The organism is Nocardiopsis camelliae (assembly GCF_028993595.1).
Lineage (GTDB): Bacteria > Actinomycetota > Actinomycetes > Streptosporangiales > Streptosporangiaceae > Nocardiopsis > Nocardiopsis dassonvillei.
The window spans coordinates 607,653-630,095 of sequence record NZ_CP118614.1; the positions used below are offsets into that span (position 1 = coordinate 607,653).

Annotated in this window: 19 protein-coding genes; 17 read left to right on the forward strand and 2 right to left on the reverse strand. The window is 72.2% G+C overall.

Going from position 1 to position 22,443, the window contains the following annotated elements; all coding sequences use genetic code 11:
• The first annotated feature begins 582 nt into the window (after positions 1-582).
• Together PV789_RS02860 and PV789_RS02865 are read left to right on the forward strand one after the other, a co-directional pair.
• Positions 583-3,093 carry an ATP-dependent Clp protease ATP-binding subunit gene (locus PV789_RS02860; protein WP_082166905.1) on the forward strand — a complete coding sequence of 837 codons (2,511 nt, stop codon included), beginning with the start codon at positions 583-585 and terminating at the stop codon, positions 3,091-3,093.
• A gap of 558 nt (positions 3,094-3,651) precedes the next feature.
• Positions 3,652-4,239 carry a thioredoxin-like domain-containing protein gene (locus PV789_RS02865; protein WP_274976037.1) on the forward strand — a complete coding sequence of 196 codons (588 nt, stop codon included), beginning with the start codon at positions 3,652-3,654 and terminating at the stop codon, positions 4,237-4,239.
• Between the two features lie 77 nt (positions 4,240-4,316).
• On the opposite strand, the gene PV789_RS02870 is transcribed toward PV789_RS02865, so the two are convergent.
• Entirely contained in the window at positions 4,317-5,192 is an 876-nt protein-coding gene (locus PV789_RS02870; protein WP_212641701.1) for an iron-sulfur binding domain-containing protein, read from the reverse strand.
• 129 nt (positions 5,193-5,321) lie between these two features.
• Here PV789_RS02870 and PV789_RS02875 point away from each other — a divergent pair, with 129 nt between their 5' ends.
• From PV789_RS02875 to PV789_RS02885, 3 genes are all read left to right on the forward strand, one after another.
• Entirely contained in the window at positions 5,322-6,029 is a 708-nt protein-coding gene (locus PV789_RS02875; RefSeq protein ID WP_274978031.1) for a prolipoprotein diacylglyceryl transferase, read from the forward strand.
• Between the two features lie 196 nt (positions 6,030-6,225).
• Positions 6,226-6,942, forward strand: coding sequence for a histidine phosphatase family protein (locus PV789_RS02880; protein ID WP_274976038.1), 717 nt, complete (start codon positions 6,226-6,228; stop codon positions 6,940-6,942).
• Positions 6,943-7,111: 169 nt separating this feature from the next.
• Entirely contained in the window at positions 7,112-7,489 is a 378-nt protein-coding gene (locus tag PV789_RS02885) for an SSI family serine proteinase inhibitor (RefSeq protein WP_274976039.1), read from the forward strand.
• Between the two features lie 26 nt (positions 7,490-7,515).
• Here the strand turns inward: PV789_RS02885 and radA are convergent, their stop codons facing one another.
• Positions 7,516-8,898: a DNA repair protein RadA gene (gene radA, locus PV789_RS02890; protein WP_274976040.1), complete on the reverse strand. Its 1,383-nt coding sequence runs from the start codon at positions 8,896-8,898 to the stop codon at positions 7,516-7,518.
• A 171-nt stretch (positions 8,899-9,069) separates the two neighbouring features.
• Here radA and PV789_RS02895 point away from each other — a divergent pair, with 171 nt between their 5' ends.
• From PV789_RS02895 to ccsB, 12 genes are all read left to right on the forward strand, one after another.
• Positions 9,070-9,984 (forward strand): SGNH/GDSL hydrolase family protein, encoded by a 915-nt coding sequence (locus tag PV789_RS02895; RefSeq protein WP_274976041.1) that lies wholly within the window; start codon positions 9,070-9,072, stop codon positions 9,982-9,984.
• A gap of 229 nt (positions 9,985-10,213) precedes the next feature.
• Entirely contained in the window at positions 10,214-10,831 is a 618-nt protein-coding gene (locus tag PV789_RS02900) for a C40 family peptidase (protein WP_274976042.1), read from the forward strand.
• Positions 10,832-11,089: 258 nt separating this feature from the next.
• Positions 11,090-12,028, forward strand: a complete 939-nt coding sequence (locus tag PV789_RS02905; RefSeq protein WP_274976043.1) for a sugar phosphate isomerase/epimerase family protein — start codon at positions 11,090-11,092, stop codon at positions 12,026-12,028.
• 87 nt (positions 12,029-12,115) lie between these two features.
• Entirely contained in the window at positions 12,116-12,910 is a 795-nt protein-coding gene (gene proC, locus PV789_RS02910) for a pyrroline-5-carboxylate reductase (RefSeq protein WP_212641694.1), read from the forward strand.
• A gap of 636 nt (positions 12,911-13,546) precedes the next feature.
• Positions 13,547-15,082 carry a DUF1109 domain-containing protein gene (locus tag PV789_RS02915; RefSeq protein WP_274976044.1) on the forward strand — a complete coding sequence of 512 codons (1,536 nt, stop codon included), beginning with the start codon at positions 13,547-13,549 and terminating at the stop codon, positions 15,080-15,082.
• A gap of 161 nt (positions 15,083-15,243) precedes the next feature.
• Complete coding sequence (locus PV789_RS02920; RefSeq protein WP_212641692.1) at positions 15,244-16,404, forward strand: acetoin utilization protein AcuC; 1,161 nt, start codon at positions 15,244-15,246, stop codon at positions 16,402-16,404.
• Between the two features lie 254 nt (positions 16,405-16,658).
• Positions 16,659-17,456 carry a phosphatase gene (locus tag PV789_RS02925; RefSeq protein WP_047872089.1) on the forward strand — a complete coding sequence of 266 codons (798 nt, stop codon included), beginning with the start codon at positions 16,659-16,661 and terminating at the stop codon, positions 17,454-17,456.
• 245 nt (positions 17,457-17,701) lie between these two features.
• Positions 17,702-17,905: a helix-turn-helix domain-containing protein gene (locus tag PV789_RS02930; RefSeq protein ID WP_013155995.1), complete on the forward strand. Its 204-nt coding sequence runs from the start codon at positions 17,702-17,704 to the stop codon at positions 17,903-17,905.
• A gap of 265 nt (positions 17,906-18,170) precedes the next feature.
• Positions 18,171-18,926: a TlpA family protein disulfide reductase gene (locus PV789_RS02935; RefSeq protein WP_274976045.1), complete on the forward strand. Its 756-nt coding sequence runs from the start codon at positions 18,171-18,173 to the stop codon at positions 18,924-18,926.
• On the forward strand, positions 18,926-19,732 hold the full coding sequence (locus PV789_RS02940) for a cytochrome c biogenesis CcdA family protein (RefSeq protein WP_274976046.1): 807 nt from the start codon (positions 18,926-18,928) through the stop codon (positions 19,730-19,732). Before PV789_RS02935 ends, PV789_RS02940 begins: the two co-directional genes overlap by 1 nt.
• Positions 19,732-21,435, forward strand: coding sequence for a cytochrome c biogenesis protein ResB (gene resB / locus PV789_RS02945; RefSeq protein WP_274976047.1), 1,704 nt, complete (start codon positions 19,732-19,734; stop codon positions 21,433-21,435). The genes PV789_RS02940 and resB overlap by 1 nt, the downstream gene beginning before the upstream one ends.
• Positions 21,432-22,424: a c-type cytochrome biogenesis protein CcsB gene (ccsB, locus tag PV789_RS02950; RefSeq protein ID WP_274976048.1), complete on the forward strand. Its 993-nt coding sequence runs from the start codon at positions 21,432-21,434 to the stop codon at positions 22,422-22,424. The genes resB and ccsB overlap by 4 nt, the downstream gene beginning before the upstream one ends.
• The last annotated feature ends 19 nt before the right edge of the window (positions 22,425-22,443 follow it).

A 22,443-nucleotide genomic window follows, 5' to 3' on the forward strand; every position in this document is an offset into this window, starting at 1 on the left:
GGGCCGGACGGCGAGGCGGGGCGGGGCAGTCCGCCGGAGCGCCCCGACGCCGCCTCCGCGCGCGACCGCCCACGAACGGTCGGGGCCGCACGCGACCTCCCGGTTGCCGGGGAAGGGCACTCGCTTCCGGTCCCGCGGCCCCGGTCGCGGGATCCGAGTCCCACACCATCCCCCGCCCCGGTCGACGGCGCGTATTTCCCGCTTTCCCCGCCCGAACGGTCCGGTCGGAAGAACAACACGCGGCTTGTTCGCTCAGAGCCGATAACGCTTACACGTGCGCGGTCCGGGCACTCCTGTGACACAGGGAGAGCCCGGGCCGTTCGCCTTCGGCGTACAGGGAAATCTGGCGCCGCAATTGGTAGTTGGATGTTGGGTGAACGCCCTATCGTCGGGGAAAGTCTCTGGCACGGACGGCTGCGGCCGACCGTACGGAGGCCTACGTCTGGTCGGCAGCCGGTCGACCGTACGGACGGGTGCGACAGCGCTCCCCGGGGCGGTTCATCCCTGTGGGGCCGATATGCGGAAGAGTTGGGTCGGAGTGAACCGTCCCTGCCTGACCGCTCTGTAGAGGAGCGACGAGACATGTTCGAGAGGTTTACCGACCGCGCGCGGCGAGTGGTGGTTCTGGCCCAGGAAGAGGCCAGGATGCTCAACCACAACTACATCGGTACGGAGCACATCCTGCTCGGTCTCATCCACGAGGGTGAGGGCGTCGCCGCCAAGGCTCTGGAGAGCCTTGGTATCAGCCTCGAAGCGGTTCGGCAGCAGGTTGAGGAGATCATCGGCCAGGGGCAGCAGGCGCCGTCGGGGCACATCCCGTTCACCCCGAGGGCCAAGAAGGTCCTGGAGCTGTCGCTGCGCGAGGCGCTTCAGCTGGGCCACAACTACATCGGTACCGAGCACATACTGCTGGGCCTGATCCGCGAGGGCGAGGGCGTCGCCGCCCAGGTCCTGGTCAAGCTGGGCGCGGACCTCAACCGCGTGCGCCAGCAGGTCATCCAGCTGCTGCACGGCTACCAGGGCAAGGAGCCGCAGGCCACCGGCGCCTCGTCGGAGTCCACCCCCTCCACCTCGCTGGTGCTGGACCAGTTCGGCCGCAACCTGACCCAGGCCGCCCGGGAGAGCAAGCTCGACCCGGTCATCGGCAGGGACAAGGAGATCGAGCGGGTCATGCAGGTCCTGTCCCGCAGGACCAAGAACAACCCGGTCCTGATCGGTGAGCCCGGCGTCGGCAAGACGGCCGTGGTCGAGGGCCTGGCCCAGAAGATCGTCAAGGGCGAGATCCCGGAGACGCTCAAGGACAAGCAGCTGTACACGCTGGACCTGGGCGCGCTGGTCGCGGGCAGCCGCTACCGCGGTGACTTCGAGGAGCGCCTCAAGAAGGTGCTCAAGGAGATCCGCACCCGCGGCGACATCATCCTGTTCATCGACGAGCTGCACACGCTGGTCGGCGCGGGCGCGGCGGAGGGTGCCATAGACGCCGCCTCCATCCTCAAGCCCATGCTGGCCCGGGGTGAGCTGCAGACCATCGGCGCGACCACGCTGGACGAGTACCGCAAGTACCTGGAGAAGGACGCCGCGCTGGAGCGCCGCTTCCAGCCCATCCAGGTGGACGAGCCGACCATCACGCACGCCATCGAGATCCTCAAGGGCCTGCGCGACCGCTACGAGGCCCACCACCGGGTCTCCATCACCGACAGCGCGCTGGTGGCCGCCGCGCAGCTGGCCGACCGCTACATCAGCGACCGGTTCCTGCCGGACAAGGCGATCGACCTCATCGACGAGGCGGGCTCGCGGATGCGCATCCGCCGGATGACCGCTCCGCCGGACCTGCGTGAGTTCGACGAGAAGATCGCCGGGGTGCGCCGCGACAAGGAGTCCGCGATCGACGCGCAGGACTTCGAGAAGGCGGCGTCGCTGCGCGACGACGAGAAGCAGCTCCTGGGCAAGAAGGCGCAGCGGGAGAAGGAGTGGAAGGCCGGCGACATGGACGTCGTGGCCGAGGTGGACGAGGAGCTCATCGCCGAGGTCCTGGCCGCCTCCACCGGCATCCCGGTCTTCAAGCTCACCGAGGAGGAGTCCTCCCGGCTGCTGCGCATGGAGGACGAGCTGCACCGGCGCGTCATCGGCCAGGAGGACGCCATCAAGGCGCTCTCCCAGGCGATCCGCCGTACCCGCGCCGGGCTCAAGGACCCCAAGCGCCCGGGTGGTTCGTTCATCTTCGCCGGTCCGTCCGGTGTGGGTAAGACCGAGCTGTCCAAGACGCTGGCCGAGTTCCTGTTCGGGGACGAGGACGCGCTGATCCAGCTGGACATGTCCGAGTTCATGGAGAAGCACACCGTCTCGCGGCTGTTCGGCTCCCCGCCCGGGTACGTGGGCTACGAGGAGGGCGGTCAGCTCACCGAGAAGGTGCGCCGCAAGCCGTTCTCCGTGGTGCTCTTCGACGAGATCGAGAAGGCCCACAACGACATCTTCAACTCGCTGCTCCAGGTGCTGGAGGAGGGACGTCTCACCGACGCCCAGGGTCGCAACGTCGACTTCAAGAACACGGTCATCATCATGACGACCAACCTGGGCACCCGGGACATCTCCAAGGGCCAGGCCATGGGCTTCGCCAAGGAGGACGACGCCCAGACCAACTACGAGCGGATGAAGGCCAAGGTCAGCGAGGAGCTCAAGACCAACTTCCGGCCCGAGTTCCTCAACCGTGTGGACGACATCATCGTCTTCCACCAGCTGACGGAGAAGGAGATCTTCCAGATCGTGGATCTGATGATCACGAGCCTGGACAGCCGTCTCAAGGAGCGGGACATGGGGATCGAGCTGCGGCCCAAGGCCAAGCAGATCCTGTCCGAGCGCGGGTTCGACCCCGTGCTGGGCGCCCGTCCGCTGCGCCGGACGATCCAGCGGGAGATCGAGGACCAGCTGTCCGAGAAGATCCTGTTCGGCGACCTCAAGGCGGGTCAGATCGTGGTGATCGACGCCGAGGGCGAGGGCACGGACGCCAAGTTCACCTTCAAGGGCGTGCCCAAGCCGGCCGCGGTGCCGGACACGCCCGAGGTCGAGGAGTCGGCCGCGGGCAAGCGGGAGTAGCACCGCCCGGCCGCCCGTGACATCGGGGGCACCCCTTCGGGGGTGCCCCCTTCGTCGTGCTGGGGCGGGGCGCGCGGGGCCGACGTCGCGCGTCGGCCGCGGGGTGTGCGTCCGCCCGCCATGTTCTAAGGTGCGAACGTGACTCATCCAGATCCCCGACAGCACGATCCGTGGCAGGCGCGGCAGCCGCAGCCCGGACCCGCTCCGCACGGTCCCCGGCCGGGTGAGGCGCCCCCAGGACACCACGGTGCGGTTCCGCCCGGCGGCCAGCCCCCCGGCGGCCAGCCTCCGCCCGGTGGTCCGCCCCCGGCCGGTGGTCCGCCTCCTCCGGGGCAGGTCCCCCCGGGCGCGGCGCCGCCGCCCACGGGGCCGCAGGGCCCCCACGGCGGTCCGCCCGGACCCCAAAGCCCTCACGGGCTCCAAGGCCCCCACGGATCCCAGGGGCCCCACGGACCCCAGGGGCCCCACGGACCCCAGGGGCCCTACGGTCCGCCCGGCCCGTACCCGCCCCGGCCCCAGCCGCGCGGGAAGGGCGGGACCGGCCTGATCATCGGGGCCGTGGCCCTGGTCGTCGTCCTCATGCTGGGCGGCGGGATCGCCGCGGTGTGGCTGTTCTCCGGCGGTGGCGGCGGCGCCTCCGCCGAGGGCATCGGCGAGGTCCGGTACTACGAGGGCCTGTCCAGCGAGCACGTGGACGAGGGCGAGACCGTCGACTACGGGATGTTCCCGCCCGCGGGCGGGCCGCACTACCCGATCTGGCAGAACTGCGGCGTCTACGACCAGCCCCTGCGCTCGGAGTACGTCGTGCACGCCCAGGAGCACGGCGCCGTGTGGATCGCCTACGACCCCGGGCTCTCCCAGGCGCAGGTCCAGACCCTGGCCGGGTACTACTCGCCCGGCGACTACCTGGTGGTCAGCCCCGTGGAGGGCCTGCCCGCCCCGGTGGTGGCGTCGGCCTGGGGCTCACAGATCCTGCTGGAGGACCCCGCGGACCCGCGCCTGGCGGAGTACCTCGTGGAGTTCGTCCAGGGCGAGAACACCCCGGAGCCGGGCGCGCCGTGCAGCGACGGCCACTCCGGAACCGGGTCCGATCCCGCGGGGGAGTCCGGGACCGCCGCGGCGCGGTACTCCGGCCCGAGGACCTGAGGACCTCCCGCCGCGCCGTCCGACCGCGTCCCGCGCGGTCGCCGTGCGGTGACCGGCCTCCCCCGGCCGGGGCGCTCTCAGCCCGGCAGGGCGTACCGGCCGTCGTCCAGGGGGTCCACCAGGCCGTCGGACACCAGCGCGTCCAGGGCCCGCTCGCGCTGGACGTGGTCGTCCCAGACCACGTCCAGCGCGCCCTTGGGCACCGGGTGGGCGGAGTCGCGCAGCACCGCCAGCAGCCGTCCGCGCACCTGCCGGTCGGTGCCCGCGTAGGTCTGGCCGCGCCGCGGCGGACCGTCGTAGGCGGGCTTGCCCGCGAGCCGCCAGGCGCACTGGTGGGCGATCGGGCAGTCCGCGCACGCGGGCGTGCGCGCGGTGCACACCAGCGCCCCCAGCTCCATGACGGCCACGCCCCAGCGGGCGGCCACCGAGGGCGCGGACGGCAGCAGGGACTCGGCGAGGGCGGTCTCCGCCTTCGTCTGGGTTTTCGGCGGGTACTGGACCCCGGTTTCGGCTCTTGCCAGGACACGTCGAACGTTCGTGTCCAGAATGGCGTGCCGCTGACCGAAGGCGAAGCTCGCCACCGCCGCCGCGGTGTAGGAGCCCACGCCCGGCAGGGACAGCAGGGTGGCGTGGTCCTCCGGGACCCGTCCGCCGTGTTCCCCGGTGATCGCCACCGCGCACGCGTGCAGGCGCAGCGCCCTGCGCGGGTAGCCGAGCCGGTTCCACATGCGCACAGCCTCCCCGGAGGGCTCCCGTGCCAGGTCGGCCGGGGTGGGCCACCGCTCCATCCAGGCGCTCCAGGCGGGCAGGACGCGCACCACGGGCGTCTGCTGGAGCATGATCTCGCTGACCAGGATCGACCACGGTGAGGCGTCGGGCCGTCGCCAGGGGAGATCGCGGGCGTGGCTCTCGTACCACGCCAGAACCGGGGTGCTGTAAGGGTTATCGCTCATCTTTAACTGGGAATCGGCGGGTTGAGTAGGTGAGGTACACGCAAAACCGCAATACTACGGCGCATGGCGTCAAGTACCGGACAACCAGGAGCCGTCAGCCGCGAGACCTACTGGAAGCGGCGAGCCTTCGTGCTGGCCGGGGCCCTGTTGTTGCTCGCGCTCATCGCGTACGCCTGCCGTCCCTCCGGGGAGGAGAGCGGCGAGCCGACCCGCTCGGACGCGGGCATCGAGGCCTCCCCCAGTGTCTCACCCACGGAGCCCTCCGCGGACGCGAGCGAGGAACCCGAGGCCGATCCTTCCGAGGGGGCGCGGGAGAGCGCCGACCCCTCCGAGGGCGCTGAGGACTCCGAGGGCTCCGGCGGCTCCGCGGCCGGCGACGGCGACTCCGCCGGGGGCGGGGAGGACGGCGAGGTGCCCGCTCCGGAGCGCCCAGAGGACGCCTGCCGCCCGCAGGACGTCGTGGTGACCTTCGAGTACGCGGAGGAGGACCAGGAGGTCTACGGAGCCGGCGCCGACCCGGGCTTCAGGATCACCGTGGTCAACACCGCCGAGCAGACCTGCACCGTGGACATGGGCGGCGAGGCCATGGAGATCCGCATCCACTCGGGCGACGACCGGATCTTCTCCACCGCCGACTGCGCTGAGGGCCGGAGCGCGGAGAAGCGCCAGATCAGCAGGGGCGTCCCGCACGAGTACACGTTCAGCTGGGAGCGGATGCGCTCCTTCGAGGACTGCCGCGGCACCGACGCCTCGGCCCAGCCCGGCTGGTACCGGGCCAACCTGCACGGGGACTACGCCGGGGACCAGCCCGAGCTCCCCTTCCAGCTCAAGGCCTGAGCGGCCGCACGACACGGGGCCGGGGGTGTGCGCCGCCCCCGGCCCCGCCGTGTGGGCGCCGCCCCGTGGAGGTGCCGCGACGCGGAGGGCCCCCTTTACGCCGCCGGGGTTCGGGGGTAGCCTTCCTGCGGTTGGGAGCGCTCCCAAGCGGGCGCTCCCCACGGGAGTGCCCGCTCTCGTCCCCGAAGGAGCCCCCATGCGCTACCGCGGTCCCGCGGAACTGACGGTCGTCCGCCACGGGCAGAGCGCCTTCAACGCCGCCCTGGCCGCCGCCGCGCGCGACGGCGGCCGCCTGGACACGGCGGGCCTGCCCGCGCGCAACGCCGACGTGGACCTCACCGCGCTGGGAGAGCGCCAGGCCCGCGCCGTGGGCACGGGCTGGCTGGCGGACCTGCCCGGCGAGCGGCGGCCCGGCGTCGTGTTCTCCTCCACCTACCTGCGCGCCCGCCGCACCGCCGTGCTGGCGCTGGAGGCGGCCGGGATGGACCTGCCCGTGCACCCGGACGAGCGGCTGCGCGACCTCGACGGCGGCCCCTTCACGTTCATGACCCCGGCCATGGTCGACGAGTACGATCCCGGCGAGGCGCCCCGGCGCCTGGCCGACCGGACGCACCACCGCCCCGAGCGCGGCGAGTCCCTGGCCGACGTCCTGCTGCGGCTGCGCTCGTTCCTGCGCGACCTGTGCGCGGAGTACCCGGGTGAGCGGGTGCTGCTGTTCGCGCACGAGCCCGTCGTGGTCCTGCTCCGGGGCGTCCTGGAGGGCCTGGACGAGGCCGAGCTGCGGCGGGTCGGCGGGCGGGAGCCCGCGGCGGCGGCCTCGGTCAGCCGCTGGACGGCCGACGCCGGGGGAGACCTGCGGTCCGACGGCTTCGGGCTCGTGGGGCACCTGGCGGGGGTGTCCTCGCGGGAGTGACGGGAAATCCGTCATAACACCGCATTCTCTTCTTATCGCCCGGGATTCGGGTCGGGCCGCAACCCCTTCGCGGGGAAATTCCGGCGACCTCGCGGAAAAGCGACAGCTTCGTGTAATGGTTCGATTACCATCCGTGCTGTCTGGAATCCGCACGTCCCTGGAGGCTGTCGTGAATCGCATCGTCCCGGCCCTAGTCGCCGCTCCCGTCCTCGCGCTGGCGCTCGCCGCGCCCGCGCACGCCGCCGAGGCCGCGCAGACCGGTGAGAACGGCTACATCCTGCGCGTCCACGGCCTCACCACCGGTGAGACGCGTGAGGTCACGCTGGTGTGCGCACCCGTCGCCGCCGGCACGCACCCCAGAGCTGCCGAGGCCTGCGAGGCCATCGCCGAGGCCGGTTCGCTGGCGGCGGTCGAGGGCAGGGAGCGGCCCTGCACGTTCGTCTACGACCCGGTGGTCGCCGTGGCCTACGGCACCGAGGACTACCGCGAGGAGTTCTCCAACGAGTGCGTGCTCGTGAGCGAGAAGGGCGCCGTCTTCGACTTCTGACGCGCCGGTCCGCGGGGGATCCGCGCTCAGTCGCCGTCCCGGGGGGCGCGGGCCCGCCGCGACCGCCGCGCCACCCGGCTCAGGGCCTCGCTCAGCTCCTCCACCTCGTGGACGCGGATGCCCGGCACCGGGTCGCCGAAGTGCTTGGGCACGACCGCCTCGGTGAAGCCGAGGCGCTGAGCCTCCGACACCCGGCGCCGCACGCCGCTCACGGTGCGCACGTCGCCCGCCAGGCCCACCTCGCCGATCGCGATGAAGCCGACGGGCAGCGCGACGTCGTTGTTGGAGCTGGCCGCCGCCATGGCCAGCGCCAGGTCCACAGCGGGCTCGGTCAGTTTCACGCCGCCCACCGTGGACGCGTACACGTCCATGTTGGCCAGCTTCATGCCCGTGCGCTTCTCCAGCACCGCCAGGATCATGTTCACCCGCGAGGTGTCCAGGCCCGAGGTGGCCCGGCGCGGCGCGGGCAGCGGGGTCGGCGCGACCAGGGCCTGGACCTCGGTGATGAGCGGGCGCCGCCCCTCCAGGGTGACGGTGACGCACGTGCCCGGCACCGGGTCGGTGCGCTCGGTGAGGAACAGCCCGCTCGGATCGGGCAGGCCGACGATGCCGGACTCGGTCAGCTCGAAGCAGCCGATCTCGTCGGTGGGTCCGTAGCGGTTCTTGACCGCGCGCAGCAGCCGCAGCTGGGAGTGGCGCTCGCCCTCGAAGTGCAGCACCACGTCCACCAGGTGCTCCAGCATCCGCGGACCGGCGATGGACCCGTCCTTGGTGACGTGTCCGACGAGCACGGTGGCGATCCCGCGCTCCTTGGCGATCTGGATCAGCGCGCCGGTCACCTGGCGGATCTGGTTGACGCCGCCCGGGACGCCGGTGGCGTCGGGGGAGACCATGGTCTGCACCGAGTCCACGATGAGCAGCCGGGGGCCGACCGCGTCCACGTGGCTGGCCAGGGCGGCGATGGAGGTCTCGGCGGCCAGGAAGAGCTTGTCGGAGAGCGCGCCGAGCCGCTCGGCGCGCAGCCGCACCTGCCCGGCCGACTCCTCCCCGGTCACGTACAGCACGGGGCCCTCGGCCGCGCGCATCGCGGCGACCTCCAGCAGGAGGGTGGACTTGCCCACGCCGGGCTCGCCGGCGAGCAGCACCACGCCGCCCGGGACCGCGCCGCCGCCCAGGACCCGGTCGAGTTCGTCGACGCCGGTGGGGACGGCCTCGGCGCTCTCCACGCTGATCTCGGTGATGGGCCGGGCCCGGGAGGTGACGGGCGCGGGCGCGACGGCGGAGGGCGCGGGGGCGCCCGCCTCCTCGACCGTGCCCCAGGCCTGGCACTCGCCGCAGCGGCCCACCCACTTGAGGGTGCTCCATCCGCACTCCGCGCACCGGAACGTGGTCTTCGCTGCCTTCGCCATGGTGGCCACGCTAGCGGCTTCCTGGGACAACCCCGTCGCGAGGAGTAAAGGGACCTTTCGGAGACACATGAAAGTTACCTACGAGTTAGGCACCTTATCCCGTAGGTCGTGTTAAAGAATTCCTAGGGTCCGACAGCTCCAACGCCCCCGCTCCATGGAGAGGAAACCCGCGTGCTCCGTACATCCGCCACCGCCGCGCCCCGATCCCCGCGCCGTGCCCTGGTCCCCGTGGCCGTCGCCGCGCTGAGCGCGTCCCTGGTCGCCGCGCCCGCCGCCGCCGAGACCGCGCAGGCGCCCGCCTTCGACAGCTACGTCTCCCTCGGCGACTCCTTCGTCGCCGGTCCGCTGATCAGGGAGGAGAGGGTCAGCAGCAGCATGCCGCTGCTGGGCTGCCTGCGCACGTCCAACAACTACCCCACGATGCTCGCCGAGCGGATGGGCATCACCGACTTCACGGACGCCAGCTGCTCGGGCGCGGTCGTCAACGACCTCTACGAGCCGCAGTTCGACGACACGCCGCCCCAGCTCGACGCCCTGACCCCGGAGACCGACCTGGTCACCGTCGGGATCTCGGGCAACGACTTCGGCTTCTCCGAGGTGCTCCTGGAGTGCGCCAAGCAGAGCCTGAGCAACCCGCTGGGCGACCCGTGCGCCGAGCACTACGGCGACGAGCTCGACCAGCGCATCGAGGACCTGCGCCCGGAGGTCGCGGGCGTCTACGCCGACATCGCCGAGCGCAGCCCCGACGCCACGGTCCTGGCCGTGGGCTACCTCCAGATCCTGCCCGAGAGCTGGGGCTGCTGGCCGAGCACGCCCATCGCGGTGGGCGACGTGCCCTTCCTGGACGAGGCGCAGACCTCGCTGAACGCGATGATCGCGGAGGAGGCCGAGGCCCAGGGCGCGGTCTTCGTGGACGTCTTCGAGCGCGGCCACGACGTCTGCCAGTCCTCCGACACCCGCTGGGTGGAGGGCCTGATCCCCGAGAACGGGGCCCCTGTGCACCCGAACTTCCTCGGTATGCAGGCCACGGCCGACTTCGTGGGAGCCGAGCTGGGGGTCCCCGCGCCCGTGGACGACGCCGCGTAGCCCGGGGTGGCCGGCCGCCGGGGAGGGGAGCCCGTTCGATGGTGACCTGGGTGCTTTCGCCCCCCGAAGGTCAAGGACTCTTTACCGTCTTTGGCGGCCGTTCGCACTACGGAGAGTGACATATCGCGTGGTCTGTGTGACGAATGGTGAGGGCGTCGCGACGGGGAGATCCGCGTCACAGTGACGTGGGCGCCGCGACGCTCCGAGCGAGAGCGGGAGAACCACCGTCATGCGAATACCGCGACACCACGAGCAAAGGCAGGCCTGTCGTCCCACGGACCCGGGGCGGCAGGCCTCGTCCGTTCCTCCGCGCAGGAGCGGCGGGCGCGCGCTCGCCGTCGCGGCGCTCACCGCCGCCGCCCTGGCCGCCGGCGCGGCGCCCGCGCCCGCCCAGCCGGTCCAGTCCCCGCAGCCGGTGCGACCGGCGCAGCAGGCCGCACCCGCCGCGCAGGACTCCGCCGGACCCCGGCGCGTCCACATGTCGCTGTCCACGTCGACGGTGGAGGACGCCATCAACGCCGCCGAGTCCCAGAAGGGCACCCCCTACCGCTGGGGAGGCACCGGCCCCAACGGCTTCGACTGCTCGGGACTCGTCCAGTGGGCCTACAAGCAGGCCGGGGTGGAACTGCCCCGCATCGCCCACGACCAGGTCGGCGCCGGGAGCCGGGTCTCCTACTCCAACGCCCGCAGGGGCGACATCCTGTACTGGGCCGACAGCGGCGGCTACGCCTACCACGTCGCCATCTACCTGGGTGACGGGCGCATGATCGACGCGCCGAACTCCGGGGACCACGTCCGCGAGCGGGACGTCCACAAGTACGATCTCGCAGGCGCCGTACGGCTGTGAGACGGGCGGGCCTCGCGCAGCGCGCTGACGGCCGCCCCACACGCCCCGGGGAGTGACCCCGGCCGCGCCCGACCGCCCCGACGACGTGGCGGTCGGCAACCACGAACCAGGGCTCCGCGGGTGCACCCGCGGGCCCTCCCACCACCGCCTCGCGACCGGCGCCCGCACCCTCCGTGGGGGAGGGCGTGGGGAGAACGGCACGCCGCGTTCACGCGGGCGGTACGCACAGGAGGCGTGTTAGCGCATACTCTGGTTGGCGTGAGCCCTATCCAGGTCCCAGACGCGCCCGTCGTCCTGTCGTCGGCGTCGGTCTACCCGGAGAAGACCCCGGCCGCCTTCGAGATCGCCGCGAAGCTGGGGTACGACGGCGTGGAGGTGCTCGTCTCCTCCGATCCGGCAAGCCAGGACATCGACCTCCTGCGGCGCCTCTCGGACTACCACCAGATCCCCGTCACCGCGGTCCACTCGCCCTGCCTGGTCCTGACCCAGCGGGTGTGGGGCAGGGAGCCCTGGGGCAAACTCGTCCGCTCCAAGGAGATGGCCGAGGCCCTGGGCGCCAAGACGATCGTGGTGCACCCCGCCTTCCGATGGCAGCGCGACTACGCCCGCGAGTTCGAGGCCGGTATCTCCCGCATGCAGGACGAGACCGACGTCGTCTTCGCCGTGGAGAACATGTACCCGGTGCGCGTGCGCGACCGCGAGGTCGTCCCCTACGCGCCGAGCTGGAACCCGCTCGACCGGGACTACCCCGACGTCACGCTCGACCTGTCGCACACCGCCATGTCCGGCTCCGACGCCATGGACATGGCCAAGCGCCTGGGCGACCGCCTCTCCCACATCCACGTGGCCGACGGCATCGGCGGCCAGAACCTCGACGAGCACCTCATCCCCGGGCGCGGACGCCAGCCGGTGGGCGAGCTGCTGGAGTACCTCGCCGGGAACGGCTTCGGGGGCCAGCTGGTCCTTGAGGTCAGCACCCGCAAGGCCCCCGACCGCCAGGCGCGCATGCGCGAGCTGGCCGAGGCCCTGGCCTTCACCCGGCTGCACTTCGCCCGTACCGGGGGCCCCGGCGACCGGCCGCGCGACCGCCGCGAGCGCATCGCGCTGCTGCGCCGCGCCCCCTCGGCGCCGCCCCGGCGCTTCGCGGTCGACGAGGGCGGCACCGTGGACGACAAGGGCACCGTCGACCCCGGGTGAGGGCCGGGTGTCCACACAGTGGGATCCGGCGTCCACGCGGGGTCACCGGTGCCGTTAGCGTGGAGGTATCCGCAGGAAGGACCCTTCATGATCGCCATCATCGGTGCCGGGAAGATGGGCGAGGCTCTGCTCGCCGGAATGCTGGCCACGGGCCACGCGCCGGAGGACGTCCTCGTCACCGAGCCGCGCGAGGAGCACGCCGGGGAGCTGCGCGCCCGCTACGGGATCGAGGTGGTCCCGGCCGCGGACGCGGCCAAGCGCGCCGACACCCTCCTGCTCGCGCTCAAGCCCCAGGACATGGTGGCGCTGCTGGACGACCTGGCGCCGCGCCTGTCCTCCTCCTGCCTCGTGATCTCCGTGGCGGCCGGGATCACCACCGCCGTGCTGGAGGAGCACCTGCCCTCCGGGACCCCCGTCGTCCGCGCGATGCCCAACACGCCCGCCCTGATGGGGCAGGGGATGACCGCGATCGCGGGCGGAGCCCACACCGGTGAGGACCACCTGGACCGCGCCGAGGCGCTGCTGGGCACGGTCGGCGAGGTCATCCGCGTGGGCGAGCAGCACATGGACACCGTCACCGCCATCTCCGGCAGCGGCCCCGCCTACTTCTACTTCATCGCCGAGACGATGATCGAGGCCGGTGTGGCGATGGGGATGCCGCGCGCCACCGCGCAGAAGCTGGTCGGACAGACCATCACGGGCGCCGCCGCCATGCTCAACGGCTCGGGCGAGCACCCGGTCGTGCTGCGCGAAGCCGTCACCTCTCCGGGCGGCACCACCGCCGCCGCGCTGCGCGAGCTGGAGCGGCACGGCGTGCGCACGGCCTTCACCGACGCGATCGAGGCGGCCCGGGACCGCAGCGGCGCGCTCTCCGGAAGCTGACGCGCCGCTCGGTGCCGGTGGTGTGACGCACGGGGGAGATGGCCGGAAGCGGCCCGCCTCGCGGGGTCCGATGTCGGGGGACCTGGGTAGTGTCTTCGGTGAAGGGTGTACACCGCCCCCTCGGTCCCGTACGCGCGGGATCTCCCCCATCTCCTGATTCCAGGGTCCTCCATGACTTCTCCCCCTCCCCCGCCCGACCCTTCCCAGCCGCCCGGCGGAGGCTTCCCGCCCCCGGGGCCCGCGCCTTCCGGCCCGACCGGCGCCGACCCCGCGGGGAGCGACCCCACAGGAGGCGGCCCCACGGGGGGCCGCCCCGCCCAGGGCGGCCCGACCGGCGCCGGACCGGCCGGAGGGGCCTTCCACGGCGGTGCGCCCACCGGGGGCACACCCGCGGGCGGGATGTACTCGGGCGGTGTGCCCGGCCCGCCTCCGGGCGGTACGCCTCCCGGCGGTCCGTCCCCCATGGGGCCTCCTCCCGGTGGCAGGCCGCCCGGCATGACGCCGCCCCCGGGCGGGACGCCCCGGGGCGGACCGCCGCCGATGGGACCTCCCCCCGGTGCGATGCCCCCCGCAGGCCCGCCGCCGATGGGTCCCCCTCCTGGCGGAATGCCTCCCGGCGGAATGCCTCCCGGCGGAATGCCTCCCGGCGGTCCGCCTCCGGGGCAGTTCGGCCCGCTGCCGCCCCCGAAGCCGCCCCGGCTCGGCCTGTTCTCCTCCCCGTCCGCGCTGCGCACCTCCCTGCTCAACGCGTCGGGCACGGGAGCCGGGTACGTCTACCTGCGCCAGTGGCCGTTCTTCGCCGCCGCGCTCGTCGTCACCCTCGGCCTGCTGATCACCGCCGCCGTCCTCGGCGCCGCCGACAACCTCCTGCTGTGGGTGCCGGTCCTCCTGGCCTGGTTCGCCGCCGCGGCCGTGCACGGCCTGTTCGCGGGGCGCTCCCGCGACGAGCGCCTGATCGGCAGGGGGGAACAGCCCTCCAAGCGGGTGCTGCCCCTCCTCACCGCCGCCGGACTGGCGCTGGCGCTGCTGGTGACCCTCACCGGCGTGTGGCAGGCGGGGGAGTGGCGGCTGCGCGTCGCCGACGCCGCCCACGCCCGCGGCGAGTGCGGCCCCTCCGAGGCCGTGGCCGCCTACGGGAGCGTGGAGGACCTCTTCCAGCTCTCCTTCTCCCCCTCGCTCATGTCGCGCGCCCGCGCGGGCGCCGAGGCCTGCGCGCTCCTGGAGCGCGCCCAGTCCGACGTGGCCGCCGAGGAGTACGGGCAGGCCCTGGACTCCTACGCCGCCTACTTCGAGCACCCCTCCGCCCGCTGGGAGGACACCGACGGCGAGGTCGCCGACATCCACCTCTCCTACGCCGCCGGCCTGGTGGCCGCGGCCGGGGAGGTCTTCGGCGGCGAGGTCGACGAGCTGTACCGCCAGAACATGCTGCGGGCGCACGAGATCTACACCGTGATCCTCACGGACTACGAGGGCACCGAGGCCGCGGGCCAGGTCCCCACCGCGCTCGCCGACCTCTACGAGGCGGGTACCAGCGAGTACGCCGCCGAGTACTGGTGCGCGGGCTTCAGTCAGATCGACATGTTCTCCGGCCTGGCCTGGGACGCCGCCCCCGAGATCGCCGAGCGCATCGCCGCCGAGCGCCCCGACGCCGCGTTCAACTGCGGCTGGGAGAGCGTGGACGAGGGCTCGTTCGACACCGCCGACGAGATGGCCGCCCTCCTGGAGGCGGAGTACCCCGACCACGAGACCGACGAGGTCGAGCGGATGGTCACCCACATCGGCGCCGGGCGCATCGAGGAGAGGATGGACGCCATGACCTCGATCGGCGAGGTCGACTTCGCCCCCGTGCCCACCGGCGGCTCCGGCAGCGACAAGAGCGTCCTGGAGATCACCAACAACACCCCGCACGAGATGCAGTTCCTCTACGTCGGGCCGGACGCCGTCCACGAGGAGATCATCACCCCCGCGTGCGAGGACTGCGAGGTCTACAGCTCGCCGCCCGCGGGCAACTCCTGCTTCGACGACGGCGACGTCATGCGCGTCGAACTCGAACCGGGCGAGTACCGGGTGCTGCTCACCTCGAAGGACTCGCTCTTCAGCCCGCCGCTGCACGGCACCGTCGACCTCTCCGGCGGCGACCTGTACGAGTCCTGCTACTTCGTCACCGAGTAGCCGGGCCCCGCGGTCCGGCACGGGGGTCGGCCCCCGTGCCGGACCGGCGGCCAACCCCGGGGTTCGTCCACGCGTGCGGTTGTGCGTACTGTGTGCTTCGGAGCACGCACACCTGAAACGGGGGTCACCACATGGGAGGGCGCACGTCCTGCTCGCTTCGGGTGGCATGGGACGACGGACTCACGGCCTACGACTTCGGTCCGCAGCACCCGATGGCGCCGATACGCGTCGAGCTGACCATGGCGCTCAGCCGCGAACTCGGCGTGCTGGACGCGCCGGGGGTCGGACTCCTGGACGTCGAACCCGCCTCGGACGAACTCCTGTCCCTCGTGCACGACCCCGCCTACATCGAGGCGGTCAAGCGCGCGGGCCGCACGCTGGAGCCCGACGACGTCCACATGCTGGGCACCTCCGACAACCCCGTCTTCAAGGACATGCACGACGCCGCCGCGCTCATCTCCGGCGCCTCCGTGGCCGCCGCGCGGGCGGTGTGGAGCGGTGAGACCGCGCACGCGGCCAACATCGCGGGCGGCCTGCACCACGCCATGCGCGGCAACGCCTGGGGCTTCTGCGTCTACAACGACCCCGCCCTGGCCATCGCCTGGCTGCTGGAGCAGGGGGCCAAGCGCGTCGCCTACGTGGACGTGGACGTCCACCACGGCGACGGCGTCCAGAACGCCTTCTACAACGACCCGCGCGTGCTCACCATCAGCCTCCACGAGTCCCCGGCGACCCTGTTCCCCGGCACCGGCCAGGCCTCCGAGACCGGCGGCCCGGACGCCGAGGGGTACGCGGTCAACGTCGCCCTGCCCGCGGGCACCGGCGACAACGGCTGGCACCGCGCCTTCGACGCCGTCGTCCCGCCGCTGCTGCACGAGTTCCAGCCCGAGATCCTGGTGACCCAGCAGGGCTGCGACACCCACGCCCTGGACCCGCTCGCCAACCTCACCCTGAGCGTGGACGGCCAGCGCCGCGCCTACGCCGAGCTGCACGAGCTGGCCCGCAAGACGGCCGGCGGCCGCTGGCTGCTGTTCGGCGGCGGCGGGTACGGGCTGGTCCACGTCGTCCCCCGCGCCTGGACCCACCTGCTGGGCGAGGCCGCGGGCCGCCCCGTCGACCCCGACACCGAGACCCCGCAGGGCTGGCGCGACTTCGTGCGCCAGCGCACGGGTGAGCTGGCGCCGCTGTACATGACCGACGGGCGCGAGGTCGTCTTCGACCACTTCGTGGACGGCTACGACCCGGGCGACCCGGTGGACCGGGCCATCCACGCGACCCGGACCGCGGTCTTCCCCAGCCACGGGATCGACCCGAGCCTGTAGGGGCCAGCCCTTCCGCGTCGCCGCGACCGGGTCGCCGATTCGGTGCCGGCAGGGGCTCACGGGACTCCGGGCGGCTCACGGGACGGCTCCCATAACACCCCGGTGTCGACCGGCGTGAATTCCGGAGGAGCCGCGCGTGTCGCGTCCGAAGCGGGTAGGACAGAGGTTGAATACCGGGCGAACAGGAGCAGGCGCCGTGGTGGCCGCCCAGCGTGGCGCACGCTCGCTGCGCAGACGAGGAAGGGGAGCGCCAGGTGACGCCGCCGACACGCGCTGAACTGATCACCTATCTGGTGCGCACGGGAATCGCCGGGCACGTCGACACCCCGCGCCAGAACAACCTGCGGCACTACCGGCGGCTCGTCCAGAAGGACCCCTACCACCAGTTCGGCCTCACCTTCTCCCACGACTGGACCTACTCCGAGGTCCTGGCGCTGATGAGCAAGCGCTGCGGCGTGGTGGCCGACGAGGAGTACGTGTGGGGGATCGACACCATCGACCCCGACCTGACCATCGACGCCCTGGAGGCCTTCGCCGACCGGCTGGCCCTGGCCGCCGAGCGCCGGGAACGGGTCCTGTTCGCCACCGGCCACCCGCGCAACCTCCGCGAGACCTACCGCGCCTGGAAGGACGCCCTCGCAGAGCGCGGGTGCCAGGTCCTCACCGCTGGTGGCGGCTACTCCTACGAAGTGACCACGGAGCGCCCGCCGAACCGCCGGATCGTGGTGTGGGAGGACGACATCGCCATCGTCACGGACGGCCGTCTCGCCCGTCACAGCCACCACCCCTTCGCCATGCGTGCCATCCTCGGGGACCTCGCGGACCGCGGTGAGGCATGGCCGCAGTTGGTCATCGCCGACCACGGGTTCGCGGGTGCGGCCGGTGAGGCGGGAGTGCCCGCGATGGGCTTCGCCGACTGCAACGACCCCGCCCTCTTCCTCGCCGAGGCCGAGGGGAAACTACTGGTCACGGTGCCTTTGGACGACGGTTACCTGACCGAGGACTACGCCCCGCTGCGCGAATACGTTCTCGCCCGGGCCGGTCTCCTGTGAGTGGGGGAGACCATTTATACCCACCGTTAAACCTCATCCGACCCGCCATCAACACATAGCGCCGAAGACAGTCCCAACGGCCTTTCGCTGAGGCGAACTCGGCTCTACTCTGAAAACGGACGTGTCAGTAGTGACAGCGTGACACGCTGGCGTGGTTTGGGGTGGGCACACCGGGGTCGCCGCCGCACACCACGCCGGTCCCAAGGGTAGACAATGCTCACGTCCGGGAATGAGGGCGTCGAAAGATGAACGGGAGCAAGCCGCCTCTCGAAGAGGTCAGGTTCCTGACCGTGGCGGAGGTAGCCACGATCATGCGTGTGTCCAAGATGACCGTTTACCGAATGGTGCACTCGGGAGTTCTCCCCGCGATTCGCGTGGGGCGTTCCTACCGGGTTCCCGAGCGGGCCGTGCACGACTACCTCCGCGAGGCTTTCGTCGAGGCTGGTTGATCCAGGGCCCGGCCGACCGGGGCCGCCCCCCGGCCCCCGGTCAGCCGACACACCCGGGGGGCGGTGACTGACGGACACCGCCCCCACCGGGGTCTTCCCGTCCCCGCCCCGGCGCGCCGCCCCGGCGCGCGGCAGGGCCGTCCCCACCCCCACCGGCCGCGGTTCCCCCTTGTGCCGGGGCGGCCGAACGGGCTCCAGGGCATCTACTACACTTTGTCGTTGTTGTAGTCCGCCCTGTTCACACCCCGTTCGCGAGGTCCCCTCGATGCCCAGCACCAGCACCGGTACGCGCCGGAGTCGTACCGTGCCGCGCCTGGCGGCGGCCGGACTGGCCGCCGTACTCGCCCTGACCGGCTGCGCCGGGGGCAACGAGATCCAGGCCAGCGACGAGGAAAACCGCTTCATCTCCGGAGACGGCAGCGCCACCACCTTCGAGACCGCCGAGCGCACGGAGGCGCCCGAGGTCACCGGCACCACCCTCGACGGCGAGGAGGTCTCCCTCGGCGACTACGAGGGCGGCATCGTCGTCCTCAACGTCTGGGCGAGCTGGTGCGGCCCCTGCCGCGCCGAGCAGCCGGTCCTGGACGAGGTGCACGCCGAGTACGCGGACCTGGGTGTGGACTTCCTCGGCGTGAACATCAAGGACGACGAGACGGCCGCGCGCTCCTACCAGGAGAGCATGGACGTCCCCTACCCGAGCCTGTACGACCAGCCCGGCGCGGTGCCCCAGGCCTTCCGCGACACCGTGCCCCCGCGCTCCATCCCCAGCACGCTCGTCATCGACCCCGAGGGCCGCATCGCCGCCCGCGTCATCGGCCCGACCACCTACGGCCAGCTCACCGAGCTGCTCAACCCGCTGGTGGTCGAGTTCGACTTCGGCGACCCGGAGGAGCGCCCCCGGGTCGCGGAGCAGGAGGCCGGGGAGACGGCGTCCCCGGAGGAGGCCGACCCCTCGGCCGAGCCCTCGGACGCCCCGTCCGAGGCGGACCAGGACTCCGACGGCTCCGGGAACGAGGACTGATGGACCCCATCGGCACCACCGTCCTCACCGGCTCCCTGCTGGCCGCGATCCCGCTGGCCCTGGCCGCGGGCCTGGTCTCCTTCCTCTCGCCCTGCGTGCTCCCGCTCGTGCCCGGCTACCTGTCCTACGTGACCGGGATGAGCGGCACCCAGGTGCGCGAGCGCACGGCCTCGCCCGCGGGGGGCGGCACCGCCACCGTCGCCGACGTCGACGCCGAACTGGCCTCCCGCCGCTGGACCATGGTCACGGGCAGCATCCTGTTCATCGCCGGGTTCACCCTGGTGTTCGTCGCCGTCGGCGGCTTCATCGGCTGGCTCGGCGAGATCCTCATGGACTACACCGACCCCATCACGCGGGTGCTCGGCGTCCTCACCGTCGTCCTGGGCCTGGCCTTCATGGGCGTCATCCCGGGCTTCGGGCGCGAGTTCCGCTTCCACCGCCTGCCGCGCGCCGGACTGGCGGGCGCCCCGCTGCTCGGCGTCCTGTTCGGCCTGGGCTGGACCCCCTGCATCGGGCCGACCCTGGCCGCCGTGCAGACCCTCGCCTTCGTCGAGGGCGGCGCCGGACGCGGCATGCTGCTGTCCCTGGCCTACTGCGTCGGCCTCGGACTGCCGTTCGTCCTGGCCTCCCTCCTCTACCGGCGCGCGCTGGGCACCTTCGACTGGCTCAAGCGCCGCACCCGCACGGTCACCGTGATCGGCGGGGCCATGCTCGTCCTGGTCGGCCTGGCGATGGTGACCGGCCTGTGGACACAGCTGACCATCGCCATGCAGGGCTGGGCCGCCGACTTCCAGACGGTGATCTGATGAGCACGACCGCGAACGACCGAGGGACCGGCACCGCCGCCCGGGACGGGGAGAGCGCCCGACCGCGCCCCAAGGGCCTGGGCGCGGCCGGCTGGCTGCGCTGGATCTGGCGCACCCTGACCTCGATGCGCACCGCCCTGATCCTGCTGTTCCTGCTGGCGGTCGGGGCCATCCCGGGCTCGATCCTGCCGCAGAACGTGGTGAGCGTCGACGAGGTCAACGTCTACTTCCAGGAGAACCCCGAACTGGCGCCCTGGCTGGACCGGTTCTACCTCTTCGACGTGTTCTCCTCGCCCTGGTACGCGGCGATCTACCTGCTGCTGTTCGTCTCCCTGGCGGGCTGCGTGCTCCCGCGCGCGCTGACGCACGCCCGCGCGGTGCGGGCCCGCCCGGTGCACACGCCCAAGAACCTGGGCCGGATGCCCTACGCCGCCGCGTTCACCACCGACGCCGACCCCGAGACGGTGCTGGAGCAGTCCCGCAAGGTCCTGCGGCGCCACCGGACCGAGCGCTACGGCGACTCCCTCTCCACCGAGACCGGCTACCTGCGCGAGGCCGGGAACGTCCTGTTCCACTTCGCCCTGCTCGGCCTGCTGCTGGCCCTGGCCGCCGGGTCCTTCTTCGGCTACCGCGGCAACATGCTCCTGGTGGAGGGCGACGGGTTCGCCAACACCCTGACCTCCTACGACGCCATCTATCCCGGGCACTGGACCGACACCGACTCCCTGGAGCCCTTCTCCATCCACCTGGACGACTTCGAGGCCTCCTTCATCGAGGACGGCGGTCTGCGCGGACAGGCCGAGTCCTACGTCGCCGACCTCACCTACAGGGAGGCGCCCGACGCGCCGCAGGAGCGGCACCGGCTGGAGGTCAACCACCCGCTGAGCGTGTCGGGCGTGCAGGTCTACCTGCTCGGCCACGGGTACGCGCCGGAGTTCGAGGTGCGCAACGCCGAGGGCGACGTGGTCTTCGACCAGGCGGTCCCCTTCCTGCACCGGGACACGGCCTCCTATACCTCCGACGGCGTGGTCAAGGTGCCCGACACCGGGGGCGAACAGCTCGGCTTCGTCGGGGTGTTCCTGCCCAGCGCGGTGGAGACGCCGGAGGGGGAGGTGGTCTCCAACTTCCCGGGCGCCCGGAACCCGCGGATCACGCTGGAGGGCTACCAGGGCGACCTCGGGCTGGTCGACCCGCAGTCGGTCTACCAGCTGCGCACCGGCGGCATGGAGGAGCTGGGCAGCTCCCCCGTGATGGAGATCGGGGACACCTGGGAGCTGCCCGAGGGCGCCGGGTCGATCACCTTCTCCGGCTACAAGGAGTACGTCAGCCTCCAGATGAACCGCGACGGCGCACGGCTGCCCGCGCTGGCCGCGGCCTCCCTGGCCGTCGCCGGGCTGATCATCACCCTGTTCGTCCGCCCGCGCCGCGTGTGGGTGCGCGCGACCCGGAGCGGGGACGGCCGCACCCGCGTGGAGCTGGCCGCCCTGGGCAAGACCGAGGCGGCCGGCAACAACGTGGAGTTCCACGAACTCACCACGGAACTCGCCGGACGGCTCCGGAGTCTGTCCGACGGGGACTCCGGCTCCGGACCGGACGGCCGTCCGGCTCCCGGTCCGGACTCCGACCCGGACCCCGCTCCGGGCTCCGACCCCCATCCGCCATCCGACCCGCCAGAGTCGACGACACAAGGGAGTGACCGGTGACGTACACACTCGCCGCACAGGTGGACGAGGTGATGACGTCAGTCAGTGACTCGTTGATCATCGCGATGATCGTCACGTACGCGGCTGCGCTGTTCCTCTTCGCCATCGAGGCCGCCTACGGACGCCGCACCAAGCTCAAAGCCGGTCGGCTCATGCCGGTCAACGCCGGTGCCGAGTCCGGCGCCGACGACGGCATCGAGGTCAACGTCCGCAGCACCGAGGCGGAGGCCAGGGCCTCCCAGAGCGTCCTGGGCAAGATCGCCCTGGGCGTGACGACGTTCGGCTTCGTGATGGGCGTCGCCCAGATCATCGCCCGCGGCCTGGCCGCCGGGCGCTGGCCCTGGGGCAACATGTTCGAGTTCGTCGTGGCCCTGTGCCTGGTCGCGGTGGGCGGTCTGCTCTTCGCCTCCTACCGGTACCAGGCGCGCTTCCTGGGCGCGTTCGTGCTGGTCCCGGTGCTCGTCCTGCTGGGCATCGGCGTCCGCTGGCTGTACGTGGACCCGGGCCCGCTCATCCCCGCCCTGCACTCGTACTGGGTGCCCATCCACGTGACCGCGACGATCATCGCGGGCGGCGCCTTCATGGTCTCCGGCGCGGCCGGCGTCACCTACCTCGTGGCGCACCGGGCCGAGGCCAAGCGCGCGCTGGGCGAGCAGGTGGCCGGTATCGCGGGCCGCCTGCCCAGCCCCGAGCTGCTGGACCGGATCTCCCACCGGTTCATCCTCTTCGCCTTCCCGCTGTGGACCTTCGGCATCATCGCCGGTTCCATCTGGGCCGACGAGGCCTGGGGCCGCTTCTGGGGCTGGGACCCCAAGGAGGTCTGGTCGTTCATCTCCTGGGTGATCTACGCGGCCTACCTGCACGCCCGGGCCACCGGCGGCTGGCGCGGGCCCAAGGCCACGTGGATCAACGTGGTGGGCTTCGCGACCATCCTGTTCAACTTCTTCGCGGTGAACTACATGTTCAGCGGTCTGCACTCCTACGCCTGATCCCGATCCGCGAACGGGG